This is a genomic window from Enterococcus sp. 2G9_DIV0600, assembly GCF_002140615.1.
Lineage (GTDB): Bacteria > Bacillota > Bacilli > Lactobacillales > Enterococcaceae > Enterococcus_D > Enterococcus_D innesii.
Genome location: NZ_NGLL01000001.1, coordinates 62,474 through 75,929 on the forward strand (window position 1 = coordinate 62,474; position 13,456 = coordinate 75,929).

Sequence of the window (13,456 nt, forward strand, 5' to 3'; positions counted from 1 at the left end):
ACTTTATGAAGAGGTGAAGAGCTTGGCTGGACACGTAGTAAAATACGGAAAGCATCGCGAACGTAGAAGTTTCGCACGGATCAGTGAAGTATTAGAATTACCGAATTTGATTGAAATTCAAACCGACTCTTACCAATGGTTCCTAGATGAGGGCCTAAGAGAAATGTTTGAAGATATTTTGCCAATCGAAGGATTCAACGGTAACTTGTCCCTAGAATTTGTGGATTATGAATTGAAAGAACCAAAGTATACAGTAGAAGAAGCCCGTGCCCATGATGCAAACTATTCGGCACCATTACATGTTACTTTGCGTTTGACGAACCGTGAAACTGGGGAAATCAAATCCCAAGAAGTATTCTTTGGTGATTTCCCATTAATGACTGAACAAGGAACCTTTATCATCAACGGGGCAGAACGGGTTATCGTTTCTCAGTTGGTCCGCTCTCCGGGTGTATATTTCCATGGCAAAGTCGATAAAAACGGCAAAGAAGGCTTTGGTTCAACTGTTATCCCTAACCGCGGTGCGTGGTTAGAAATGGAAACTGATGCCAAAGATATCTCTTACGTACGGATTGACCGTACCCGTAAAATTCCTTTGACGGTCTTAGTCCGTGCCCTAGGGTTTGGTTCTGATGATACGATCTTTGAAATTTTCGGCGACAGTGAATCATTGCGCAACACGATCGAAAAAGACTTGCATAAAAACGCAAGCGATTCTCGTACCGAAGAAGGATTGAAAGATGTTTACGAACGTCTTCGTCCAGGCGAGCCAAAAACAGCAGACAGCTCACGCAGCTTGCTGAACGCACGTTTCTTCGATCCAAAACGTTACGACTTAGCAAATGTTGGTCGTTACAAAGTAAACAAAAAATTAGACTTGAAAACACGTCTATTGAATTTGACCTTAGCAGAAACCTTGGTTGACCCTGAAACAGGCGAGATCATTGTTGAAAAAGGCACTGTTTTGACTCACCAAGTCATGGAAACATTAGGCGCATTTATCGATAATGGCCTAAACAGTGTAACGTACTATCCATCAGAAGATGGGGTCGTGACCGAACCAATGACGGTCCAAGTCATCAAAGTCTTTTCACCAAAAGATCCAGAACAAGAAGTCAACGTGATCGGTAATGGCTATCCAGATACTGCCACACGTACCGTTCGTCCAGCAGACATCATTGCTTCAATGAGCTACTTCTTCAACTTGATGGAAGGCATCGGCAATGTCGATGACATCGACCACTTAGGAAACCGTCGGATTCGTTCTGTTGGTGAATTATTGCAAAACCAATTCCGTATCGGGCTTGCTCGGATGGAACGTGTCGTGCGTGAACGGATGTCGATCCAAGACACTGAAACCTTGACACCACAACAATTGATCAATATTCGTCCGGTTGTCGCAAGTATCAAAGAATTCTTTGGTTCTTCTCAGTTGTCACAGTTCATGGACCAAACAAACCCACTGGGTGAGTTGACCCATAAACGTCGTCTATCTGCCTTAGGACCTGGTGGCTTGACGCGTGACCGTGCCGGCTATGAAGTCCGAGACGTTCACTATTCCCACTATGGCCGTATGTGTCCGATCGAAACGCCTGAGGGACCAAACATCGGGTTGATCAACAGCTTGGCCTCTTATGCCAAAGTCAACAAGTATGGCTTCATTGAAACACCATACCGTCGCGTTGACCGCGAAACAGGCCGTGTTACAGACAAAATCGATTACTTGACTGCCGATACCGAAGACCACTACGTTGTGGCCCAAGCAAACAGCTTGTTAAATGAAGACGGCTCTTTCGTAAACGACGTTGTTATGGCGCGTGCTACTTCTGAAAACTTGGAAGTATCGATCGATAAAGTCGACTACATGGACGTATCACCAAAACAAGTAGTCGCAGTCGCAACCGCATGTATTCCTTTCTTGGAAAACGATGACTCCAACCGTGCCTTGATGGGTGCCAACATGCAGCGGCAAGCAGTACCATTGATCAATCCGAAAGCACCTTGGGTTGGTACTGGTATGGAATACAAATCAGCACATGACTCAGGAGCTGCTTTGTTATGTAAACATGATGGGATCGTAGAATACGTGGATGCAGCCGAAGTGCGCGTTCGTCGTGACAATGGTGCATTAGACGTTTATTCTGTTACCAAATTCCGTCGTTCAAACTCAGGAACCAGCTACAACCAACGTCCATTAGTGGCACTTGGTGAAAAAGTGGAAAAAGGCGACATCTTAGCAGATGGCCCATCTATGGAACAAGGTGAAATGGCATTAGGACAAAACGTCTTAGTCGCATTCATGACTTGGGAAGGGTACAACTATGAAGATGCCATCATCATGAGCCGTCGTTTGGTGAAAGATGATGTTTACACTTCTGTCCATATTGAAGAATATGAATCAGAAGCCCGCGACACGAAATTAGGACCTGAAGAAATCACTCGCGAAATCCCGAACGTTGGGGAAGACGCGTTGAAAGACCTAGACGAAATGGGGATTATCCGCATTGGCGCGGAGGTCAAAGATGGCGATCTGCTTGTTGGGAAAGTCACTCCAAAAGGGGTAACGGAACTTTCAGCAGAAGAGCGTTTGTTGCACGCAATCTTTGGTGAAAAAGCCCGCGAAGTGCGTGACACTTCTCTACGCGTGCCTCACGGCGGCGGCGGAATCGTCCACGATGTCAAAATCTTTACCCGCGAAGCTGGCGATGAATTGTCACCAGGTGTGAACATGCTAGTTCGCGTTTATATCGTTCAAAAACGGAAAATCCATGAAGGGGATAAAATGGCCGGACGTCACGGAAACAAAGGGGTCGTTTCTCGCATTATGCCAGAAGAAGACATGCCTTTCTTACCAGATGGCACACCAGTCGATATCATGCTGAACCCATTAGGGGTACCTTCTCGGATGAACATTGGACAAGTATTAGAGTTACACTTAGGAATGGCTGCGCGTCAATTAGGCATTCACGTGGCAACACCAGTCTTTGATGGTGCCAGTGATGAAGATGTTTGGGCAACGGTTGCTGAAGCAGGAATGGCCAGCGATGCCAAAACAGTGCTTTACGATGGACGTACCGGCGAACCATTTGATGGCCGCATCTCCGTTGGTGTCATGTACATGATCAAATTAGCCCACATGGTCGATGATAAATTGCATGCCCGTTCCATTGGACCTTACTCATTGGTTACTCAACAACCATTGGGAGGAAAAGCCCAATTTGGTGGACAACGTTTCGGAGAGATGGAAGTTTGGGCACTGGAAGCATACGGTGCTGCTTACACCTTGCAAGAAATCTTGACCTACAAATCAGATGACGTGGTTGGTCGTGTGAAAACATACGAAGCGATCGTCAAAGGGGAACCAATTCCAAAACCAGGTGTACCAGAATCATTCCGCGTATTAGTAAAGGAATTGCAATCACTGGGTCTAGACATGCGTGTCCTAGATATCGATGATGCAGAGATCGAACTGCGTGATATGGATGATGACGATGATGATTTGATCACCGTTGATGCCTTAACAAAATTTGCGGAGCAACAAACAGCCCGTGAATTAGAACAAAAAGCACAAACAGAAGCTAAAAATGCCGCCGACGCGTTGAACCAACAAATCGAGACAGCAGAAGATCGCTTGCAATAATAGACGGCCCTCGCTATTTCCGCCACCTGCGGAAATAGCCCCCGTTCTATCGGATATGTCCATGAAATGAAATGGAGGGAACCTTTTTTGATCGATGTAAATAAATTCGAAAGTATGCAAATCGGTTTGGCTTCTCCTGAAAAAATCAGAAGCTGGTCTTATGGTGAAGTAAAAAAACCAGAAACCATTAACTACCGTACGTTAAAACCTGAACGCGAAGGGTTGTTTGACGAGCGTATTTTCGGTCCAACCAAAGACTGGGAATGTGCTTGCGGCAAATACAAACGGATCCGCTATAAAGGCATCGTTTGTGACCGTTGCGGCGTGGAAGTAACACGTTCAAAAGTGCGTCGTGAACGCATGGGACACATTGAATTAGCAGCACCAGTATCACACATTTGGTACTTCAAAGGAATTCCTTCACGGATGGGTCTTGTCTTAGACATGAGCCCACGTGCATTGGAAGAAATCATCTACTTTGCTTCATACGTAGTGATTGAACCAGGAAACACCAGCCTTGAGAAAAAACAACTATTGACTGAACGGGAATACCGTGAAAAACGTGACCAATACGGTCAAGAATTTTCAGCAGCGATGGGTGCCGAAGCCATCAAACAATTATTAGATGGCGTTGATCTTGAAGGCGAAGTTGCTGAATTAAAAGAAGAATTGAAAAACGCAACTGGTCAAAAACGGACCCGTGCGATCCGCCGTTTGGATATCTTAGAAGCATTCCGTGCTTCAGGAAACAAACCAAGCTGGATGGTCATGGACGTTATCCCAGTTATCCCGCCTGATTTGCGCCCAATGGTGCAATTAGAAGGTGGACGTTTTGCCACAAGTGACTTGAACGACTTGTATCGTCGTGTAATCAACCGTAACAACCGTTTGAAACGCTTGTTAGACTTGAATGCACCAAACATCATCGTTCAAAATGAAAAACGGATGCTGCAAGAAGCAGTCGATGCCTTGATCGATAACGGTCGTCGCGGCCGTCCAGTTGCAGGGCCAGGGAACCGCCCATTGAAATCTCTTTCTCACATGTTGAAAGGGAAACAAGGTCGTTTCCGTCAAAACTTGCTAGGAAAACGGGTCGACTACTCAGGTCGTTCAGTTATCGTCGTTGGTCCATTCCTTAAAATGTACCAATGTGGTCTGCCAAAAGAAATGGCGATCGAATTGTTCAAACCATTCGTGATGCGGGAACTTGTTTCTCGTGAAATCGCGTCAAACATTAAAAATGCCAAACGCAAAATCGAACGTCAAGAAGACGAAGTTTGGGATGTTTTAGAAGATGTCATCAAAGAACATCCAGTGCTATTGAACCGGGCACCTACGCTTCACAGATTAGGTATCCAAGCATTTGAACCAGTCTTAGTTGAAGGCCGTGCCATTCGTTTGCACCCACTTGTTTGTGAAGCCTACAATGCCGATTTCGATGGAGACCAAATGGCCGTTCACGTACCATTGAATGAAGAAGCGCAAGCAGAAGCACGTATGCTGATGTTAGCAGCCCAAAACATTTTGAATCCAAAAGACGGAAAACCAGTTGTAACACCATCTCAGGATATGGTCCTAGGGAACTACTACTTGACGATGGAAGAAGAAGGCCGTGAAGGGGAAGGCATGATCTTCCGTGACATGGACGAAGCAGTTACGGCATGGCGCAATGGCTACGTGCATTTACACACACGGATCGCCATCAATCCAAACACTTTAGGGGACAAACCATTCACGTCTGAACAAAAACAACGTTTGATGGTAACAACAGTGGGTAAAGTGATCTTCAACTCGATCATGCCCCCAGAATTCCCATTCTTGAACGAACCGACAGACTACAACTTGACGGTTCAAACACCAGACAAGTACTTTATTGAAGCTGGTACAGATGTGCCTGCCTTCATCAAAGAACAAGAGCTTGTTGGCCCATTCAAGAAGAAAAACTTAGGAAACATCATTTCAGAAGTCTTCAAACGTTTCCGCATCACTGAAACGTCACGCATGCTTGACCGCATGAAAGACTTAGGATACAGCCATTCAACAATGGCGGGTATCACCGTTGGTATCGCTGATATCATGAACTTGCACGAAAAACATGAAATCATCGACAATGCCCACAAACAAGTAGAAACGATCACGAAACAATTCCGTCGTGGGTTAATTACCGATGACGAGCGTTATGAACGAGTTATTGGTGTTTGGAATGCAGCCAAAGATGAAATTCAGTTAAAACTGATGGAATCATTGGAAGCGAAAAACCCAATCTTCATGATGTCTGATTCCGGTGCCCGTGGTAACATCTCCAACTTTACTCAGCTTGCTGGGATGCGTGGATTGATGGCCGCGCCTAACGGACGTATCATGGAATTGCCGATCATCTCAAACTTCCGTGAAGGTCTATCTGTCTTAGAAATGTTTATCTCGACCCATGGTGCCCGTAAAGGGATGACCGATACCGCCTTGAAAACAGCCGATTCCGGTTACTTGACACGTCGTCTCGTTGACGTTGCCCAAGATGTCATCATCCGTGAAGACGATTGTGGCACTGACCGTGGTCTAGATATTCAAGCAATTCGCGAAGGAAACGAAATCATCGAATCCTTAGAAGAACGTTTAGTTGGTCGTTACACTCGTAAATCAATCATCCATCCTGAAACTGGCGAAGTGATTCTTGGGGTCAACCAATTGATCACCGAAGACCTAGCCAAAGCAACGGTGGATGCTGGCATCGAAACAGTATCCATTCGCTCTGTCTTTACATGTAACACCAAACATGGTGTATGTAAACATTGTTATGGTCGCAACTTAGCCACTGGTTCTGAAGTTGAAGTTGGGGAAGCAGTTGGTACCATCGCTGCCCAATCAATCGGTGAACCTGGTACTCAGTTGACCATGCGTACTTTCCATACCGGCGGGGTTGCCGGAGACGATATCACGCAAGGTCTCCCTCGTGTCCAAGAAATCTTTGAAGCCCGTAATCCGAAAGGACAAGCGGTCATTACCGAAGTTACCGGAGAAGTCATCGATATCTCAGAAGATCCTTCAACTCGGACCAAAGAAGTGACCATCAAAGGGGAAACCGATACGCGTACGTATACCGTTCCTTATACTGCCCGGATGAAAGTAGCAGAAGGCGACTTTATCCATCGTGGTGCACCATTGACAGAAGGATCGATCGATCCAAAACAACTGTTACAAGTTCGCGATGTCTTGTCTGTTGAAAACTATCTATTACGGGAAGTTCAACGCGTTTACCGGATGCAAGGGGTAGAAATCGGTGACAAACATATCGAAGTAATGGTTCGTCAAATGCTGCGTAAAGTCCGCGTCATGGATCCAGGTGATTCAGGCATCTTGCCAGGAACATTGTTGGATATCGCCGACTTTAAAGACCGCAACTACGACACTTTGGTAGCCGGCGGCGTTCCTGCAACTAGCCGTCCAGTCTTATTAGGGATCACGAAAGCATCCTTGGAAACCAACAGCTTCTTGTCTGCTGCGTCCTTCCAAGAAACCACTCGCGTGTTGACCGATGCAGCGATCCGCGGCAAGAAAGATCCACTTCTTGGATTGAAAGAAAATGTTATCATCGGTAAGATCATCCCAGCTGGTACTGGTATGCCTCGTTACCGTGAAATGGAACCAAAAGAAGTAACAGTTGCCAGCGAAAATGTCTACAGCATCTCAGACATCGAAGCACAAATGGCTGCTGAAGACGCATTGAACAGCCAAAACTAATCAATGCCCAGCACCTGATTGACTCAGTGTGAAGGAAAAGCTTGTCATTCTTCGGAATGGCAAGCTTTTTTTGTTTAGCAAAAGGAGATGTCACGAAAAAGAATGCGCCCTTCTTTCATCTTAGAAAAGGGGGCATTTGGGACGATTAATGAAAGCGCTATTTTTGGAATGTCCAAATCAGTGGACATCGATTAAGAAATATTCGAGCCAAAGAAGGCTATAGTAAAGATACGGAGGGAGACAGTATGAAGCTGAGCAAGAGAGAAACACGTTTGATTGAGCAGTTTATGATACAGGGGATGAATTTGACCGCTAATGAACTAGCCACAGCTGCTAAGGTTTCAACGAAAACCATTTACCGGACGATCAAGCGGATCAATGAGGCTGCTGGTTCAGAAATCATTCGGTCTGAAATCGGCAAAGGATTTTGTTTGGATTATGAAGCATATCTCAGAGGCACGATTGAAAATCAAGAAACGGATCAACATGATGAGCCGCTTGAGCGACGTCATGCGATTGCACTGCATGTATTGTTTAAATCACCAAAGCGTTTAATGATCAAAGAGTTGTTCGCCCCTTACTATTTGAGTGAAGCAGTGATAAGTAGTGATATCAATCGTCTTGCGGAATATTTTCAGTACTTTGAACTCCAGTTGATCCGATCCGATAAGAGAATTGCAGTGATTGGTACTGAAAAAAATATCCGTCGCTGTGTCAATGATCTCTTTACGAAAACCCATGTGTGGAATGAAGAAATGGTCACGCAAAAATATCCCATCAATGCCTTTGATATCAACTTTATTACCTCAATTCTTGAATTCATTGAGCGAAAACTCGCGAACAGTATTGCGTATCCTTACAACATGAATATTTTCTCGCATCTGTATATTCTGATTTTACGAATGAGGGAAGGAGAAATTGACCGTGAAGAGATAATTGAGGGTTTAGATGAGGAAGAACAGCATTTGATTGAACAGCACCAAGAGTTTTATCAAATTGCCCAACAAGTGATTGAAAAAATCAATGCCTATCTCGTGACGGAGCTGCCAGAAAGTGAGGTATTTTATCTCTACCAGTATCTAGTGTCTTCCAGAGTAGAAAACAAACCCTTGGCAATGACCAATCTGACAAAAGAAGCCAGCGAAATCACGGAGTTTTTTACTAAGCAGATGGAAAAAGCACTGGGTATTCAATTGAACCAGCAAACAGACAAGACCGATCTACTTTGCCATATCCAGCCGATGCTCTATCGGCTAAAGAATAAAATTATCGTGAAAAACGGTCTGCTAAATGACATTCAACTAGAGTATCCAAGGATTTTTGAGCAAGTGGCACAAGTCAGCAAGGAAGTGGAGCGAACCTATGGAACGAATCCCATATCGGAAGACGAGATTGGTTTCTTGGTGCTGTATTTTGTGAAATTTAAAGTCATTCGACGGCGCAGACAGCGAGTCTTAATCATGTGCAGTAGCGGCGTAGGAACCTCTGAACTGCTGAAAGTCAAAGTCCAACGGGCATTTCCAGAGTTGGATATCGTGGATGTGCTTTCCGCTCGTATGTACCGAAAGCATGCGCAAGACTACCAGGATATCGATCTGATCTTAACCACCATTAATTTGCCAGTAGAAACGAAGGTGCTGACGATTTTAGTCAATTCGGTATTTACCAAACAGGATGAGAAGCGAGTCAAACAACTATTAGGAGAGATGTAAAGATGAAAAACGAAAGCCAAACGATCCAAGCGTTCAGTATCGCAGATGTAATCAATCCCAATCTTATCAAGATGGAAATGGAAGCGAATTCAAAAGAAGAGGCGATCACTGAACTCTCTGAACTTTTATATGAAAACCAGATAATTACCGATTTAGCAGGGTTCACCCAAGATGTCTTTGCCCGAGAAATGGAAGGAATGACCGGTATCGGACATGGCTTAGCAATCCCACATGGAAAGTCAGACAGTGTGAAAAAGACTTCCTTAGTGATCGGAAAAACCAAGCGTCCGCTTGAATGGGAGTCCATCGATGAAGCGCCCGTTCAAGTAATTATCTTGTTTGCAGTCAAAAATACCGATGCCAATACGATGCATATCAAGCTGCTGCAAAAGGTAGCGATGCTACTAGCAGATGAATCGTTTATTGATCGTCTCGTTGCGTCAGGGACAAAGGATCAAATGATGGCCTTGCTTGCTAAAGATCCAATGGCAGAAAACTAAGAAAGGGGGAGAAGAGATGAAAATCGTTGGTGTAGCTGCTTGTACTTCAGGAATCGCTCATACGTATATTGCTAAGCAAAAAATTGAAACAGCTGCGAAAGAACTTGGTCATGAAGTCCATATCGAAACCCAAGGAACCATCGGGACAGAAAGTGAATTGACAGAAGCAGATATTCAAGCAGCTGATGTTGTCATTATTGCGGCAGATATCAAAATCGGCGGCAGAGACCGCTTTGAAGGCAAGCGAATAGTAGAAATTCCAACTAGTATGGTGATCAAAGCGCCTAAGCGTTTGCTTAAAACGATTGAAGAAAAATTAAATCAGGGATGAATCAATGGATGTTCTGACAATGCAAATTTAAAGGGGGATGAAACAAATGATGAAACAGCTGCAGTTGAAAAAACATGCCTTAACCGCCATCTCGTATATGCTGCCGGTCGTTGTAACAGCCGGGCTTTTGATTGCGATCGGAAATCTTACCAACGGCACAGTCATTGAAAATTACGATGCTGCCTATACGATCCCGGATGCACTGGTCTCGCTGGGCGTTTTAGGGATGGGGCTGCTGGCGCCAGTGATCGCTGCCGCGATCGCCTACTCCATTGCCGATCGTCCAGGAATCGCTCCCGGACTCTTTATGGGACTGATTGCCAATGCGATTGGCGCAGGCTTTTTAGGGGGAATGTTAGGAGGCTATCTCGCAGGTTATCTGGTCTTATTCTTAGTAAAAAACCTTAAAGTACCACGTTGGGCACAAGGTCTGATGCCAATGATGATCGTTCCAGTTTTGTCGACACTGATCGTCGGTGCTTTGATGTTCTTCGTCATCGGTGTACCGATCGTGTGGGCCACTGACGCGTTGACTACCTTCTTAACGAATCTGCAAGGCTCGGGGAATTTCTTATTTGGCGCGATTGTCGGTGGTATGGCTGCCTTTGATTTTGGCGGACCCGTCAACAAAGTCGCCTCGCTATTTGCTGATGGGCTATTATTGGAAGGCATTCAAGAACCCGAAGCCGTGAAAATTTTAGCCTCAATGGTGCCGCCCTTTGGTGTTACGATCTCTTGGGTCCTCTCTCGTCTCTTACGCCGACCCAAATATTCTACGGAAGAAGAAGACAACATCAAGATCGCTTTTCCAATGGGTCTTTGCATGATCACAGAAGGGGTGATCCCGATCGCTGCCGTCGATCCGTTTCGCGTCATTTTTTCCTGTACGGCCGGAGCAGCCGTCGGCGGTGGTCTAAGCATGGTTTGGGGCGTCGGTTCACCGGTACCATCTGGAGGGGTCTTCATCATTCCTGCCATGACGGATCCACTGAAATTTACCATCGCACTCTTGATTGGTTCTGCCATCACCGGTGTTTTGCTCTTTGCATTGAAAAAGGCACCCGTTGAAACGCCCATCGTGGAAGAGGAAGAAGACATTGACTTTTCGTCGATTGAAATTTCTTAAGAAAAGGAGCGAAGAAGATGTATGTATCAATGAAAGAGATGCTGCAAAAAGCCAATCGAGAAAACTATGCGGTTATGGCTATCAATTGTTTTAACCTAGAAACCGCTAAAGCAGTGATCGATGCCGCTGCAGAATCTCATGCACCCATCATCGTGGATTTGTTGCAAGACCATTTAAAAACCCATCTGGATCATCGTTACTTAACCCAGCCGATCATTCGGATGGCGGAAAATGTCAATGTGGAGGTTGCCATCAATCTGGATCACGGACAGGATATCGCCTTCGTCAAACAATGTCTCCATGAAGGGTTCTCAAGCGTCATGATGGATGCCTCTATGCATCCTTTAGAAAAAAACATCGCCATCACCAAAGAGATCGTGCAATTTGCGCAAGCCTATAATGCCAGTGTCGAAGCAGAGGTTGGGGACATGGGAGCAGTGGCTGGGGATCAGTATACTAGCGATGGGATGTATACCGATCCAGAGGAAGCCATCCATTTTATTCGAGCAACCGGGGTCGACTGTCTCGCTCTTTCTTACGGCTCCAGTCATGGGGATTATCCAGAAGGGTACCGCCCGGCATTTCGCTTTGATATCGTTCAAACAATCAAAGAAGCCACTGACCTACCGCTGGTTTTGCATGGTGGCTCGGGAGCCGGTAGAGAGAATATCTTACGTTCCGTGGCATTAGGAATCAATAAAATCAATGTAGGGGCTGATTTTATGAAAGCCCAAAGAAATGCCCTGCACCAACAGCTGGATGCTTGTCCCGAAAGCGATTATCCGACCCTGATCCACCAAACCATCGAAGCAGGAAAAGCAGTCGTCAAAGAGTATATCGAATTATCTGGATCAAAAAACAAATCACTTTAAAAAAGAATGGAGCACACTTATATGTTGATCAATATGAAACAATTACTGACCGTTGCCAAAGAAAATCAATTTGCCGTTGGTGCCTTTAACGTCGCAGACAGTAACTTTTTACGCGTCGTTATCGAAGCAGCGGAAGAAAACGATGCACCAGCCATCATTGCGGTCCACCCAACAGAATTGGCCTTTACAAAGGATGAATTTTTCCACTATGCAGTTTCCAGAGCGAAAAACAGTTCTGTGCCGATCGTGATCCATATGGATCATGGCGACAGTCTGGCAAGTATTATGCGGGCGATCCATTGCGGGTTCAGCTCGGTGATGATCGATGGGTCATTGCTGCCTTTTGAAGAAAATATTGCTCTGACAAAACAGATTACCGAGATTTGCCATCCGATTGGGGTATCTGTCGAAGGCGAGCTGGGAACGATCGGCAATACCGGAACCTCCGTTGAAGGGGGCGTCTCCGAAGTAATTTATACTCGTCCAGAAGATGCACAAGAATTCATTGAGAAGACAGGCATTGATACACTAGCAGTTGCGATTGGAACTGCCCATGGTATTTATCCGAAAGATATCAAACCGGAACTAAAAATGGATGTCTTGCAAGAAATCAAAGATCGTGTCGATATCCCGTTGGTGTTGCATGGCGGATCGGCCAATCCCGATGAAGAAATCGCTCAGGCAGTGGCAATCGGTATCCAAAAAGTAAATATCTCCTCTGATTATAAATACGCCTTTTACAAAAAATGCCGTCAAATTTTAGCTGAAACAGAATTATGGGATCCAAATGCTATTTACCCAGAATGCATTGAGGCAGCTAAAGCAGTGGTTACGCAAAAAATGACCCTCTTCAATGCAATTGGGAAAGCAGCTTTGTATCGCCAGCAAAATATCCAGCCATGGCGTAGTGAACTAAACTAAACAGCAAACAAATAATGGAAACACCCTCGAAAATCGCTAAATTGCGGCTTTTCGAGGGTGTTTTTTTATTGCGCATTCTTTTCTTGCAGCATCCGAATCCCCTTTTCCTGAACCTGCCGAGCGATAAACGCCAAGTCATTCGAAGTTAGGTTGATGTCTGCATAATGAAATAAATTTTTTCTGCAGGAGGGGGTCAGATTGCCGATGATCAAATCATAAGTCTCGTCCAGTTTGGTCAGAGAAAACGAGTCTAGAGGATTTAAGATCGTGATCGTTAGCTGATAGGGAATAAACTGTTGGATTTTCGTTTGGATAAATTCCGTATGGTAACTATTTGTATCATAAAACAAAGCTAAGCGAAAGTCAGCGTGGGCATCGATGATTTCTTTGGAGAAATTTGGAAAAGAGGTATGGAAAATATAAATTAGGTAATTGATTGTACTTGGTCGAATGATTGGCAAATTTGAATGGGTCAAAACCTGAACGATGTCTTGATTGACTGTCTGTTGGACTAAATCACAATTATCAACAAAACGAGCAAAGCGATCATCCAAGATGCAGTAAGGAACCTGCAAGTTGATCCCAAGAAAATAAGAAAAGACCACGGCGTCGAGCT

9 protein-coding genes are annotated in these 13,456 nt (G+C 45.0%); 8 read left to right on the plus strand and 1 reads right to left on the minus strand.

All coding sequences use genetic code 11. The annotated features are described in order from the left end of the window. The first annotated feature begins 22 nt into the window (after window positions 1-22). The 8 genes from rpoB to A5870_RS00380 all read left to right on the plus strand — a co-directional run bounded on the left by rpoB (window position 23) and on the right by A5870_RS00380 (window position 12,840). A complete protein-coding gene (gene rpoB, locus A5870_RS00345; protein WP_008381746.1) occupies window positions 23-3,640 on the plus strand; it encodes a DNA-directed RNA polymerase subunit beta in 3,618 nt (1,205 codons plus the stop codon). 87 nt (window positions 3,641-3,727) lie between these two features. Then, the gene (rpoC, locus tag A5870_RS00350; protein ID WP_081119190.1) at window positions 3,728-7,378 is read left to right on the plus strand and encodes a DNA-directed RNA polymerase subunit beta'; all 3,651 of its coding nucleotides are present in this window, start codon (window positions 3,728-3,730) and stop codon (window positions 7,376-7,378) included. 245 nt (window positions 7,379-7,623) lie between these two features. Next, the gene (locus A5870_RS00355) at window positions 7,624-9,090 is read left to right on the plus strand and encodes a BglG family transcription antiterminator (RefSeq protein WP_086291465.1); all 1,467 of its coding nucleotides are present in this window, start codon (window positions 7,624-7,626) and stop codon (window positions 9,088-9,090) included. A gap of 2 nt (window positions 9,091-9,092) precedes the next feature. Next, entirely contained in the window at window positions 9,093-9,590 is a 498-nt protein-coding gene (locus A5870_RS00360; RefSeq protein WP_086291466.1) for a PTS sugar transporter subunit IIA, read from the plus strand. A 16-nt stretch (window positions 9,591-9,606) separates the two neighbouring features. Then, on the plus strand, window positions 9,607-9,921 hold the full coding sequence (locus A5870_RS00365) for a PTS fructose transporter subunit IIB (protein WP_086291467.1): 315 nt from the start codon (window positions 9,607-9,609) through the stop codon (window positions 9,919-9,921). Window positions 9,922-9,967: 46 nt separating this feature from the next. Then, window positions 9,968-11,047 carry a PTS fructose transporter subunit IIC gene (locus A5870_RS00370; RefSeq protein ID WP_086291468.1) on the plus strand — a complete coding sequence of 360 codons (1,080 nt, stop codon included), beginning with the start codon at window positions 9,968-9,970 and terminating at the stop codon, window positions 11,045-11,047. 17 nt (window positions 11,048-11,064) lie between these two features. Then, window positions 11,065-11,919, plus strand: a complete 855-nt coding sequence (locus A5870_RS00375) for a class II fructose-bisphosphate aldolase (RefSeq protein WP_086291469.1) — start codon at window positions 11,065-11,067, stop codon at window positions 11,917-11,919. A gap of 21 nt (window positions 11,920-11,940) precedes the next feature. Then, a complete protein-coding gene (locus A5870_RS00380; protein ID WP_086291470.1) occupies window positions 11,941-12,840 on the plus strand; it encodes a ketose-bisphosphate aldolase in 900 nt (299 codons plus the stop codon). A 65-nt stretch (window positions 12,841-12,905) separates the two neighbouring features. On the opposite strand, the gene A5870_RS17495 is transcribed toward A5870_RS00380, so the two are convergent. Beyond that, window positions 12,906-13,445, minus strand: a complete 540-nt coding sequence (locus A5870_RS17495) for a hypothetical protein (protein ID WP_242595937.1) — start codon at window positions 13,443-13,445, stop codon at window positions 12,906-12,908. Window positions 13,446-13,456: the final 11 nt, after the last annotated feature.

Bases quoted from the DNA above. Each gene is read 5' to 3' on its own strand.
- A5870_RS00355 (WP_086291465.1), top strand. From the start codon at position 7,624: ATGAAGCTGAGCAAGAGAGAAACACGTTTGATTGAGCAGTTTATGATA.
- A5870_RS00380 (WP_086291470.1), top strand. From the start codon at position 11,941: ATGTTGATCAATATGAAACAATTACTGACCGTTGCCAAAGAAAATCAA.
- A5870_RS00375 (WP_086291469.1), top strand. From the start codon at position 11,065: ATGTATGTATCAATGAAAGAGATGCTGCAAAAAGCCAATCGAGAAAAC.
- A5870_RS00360 (WP_086291466.1), top strand. From the start codon at position 9,093: ATGAAAAACGAAAGCCAAACGATCCAAGCGTTCAGTATCGCAGATGTA.
- A5870_RS00370 (WP_086291468.1), top strand. From the start codon at position 9,968: ATGATGAAACAGCTGCAGTTGAAAAAACATGCCTTAACCGCCATCTCG.
- A5870_RS00365 (WP_086291467.1), top strand. From the start codon at position 9,607: ATGAAAATCGTTGGTGTAGCTGCTTGTACTTCAGGAATCGCTCATACG.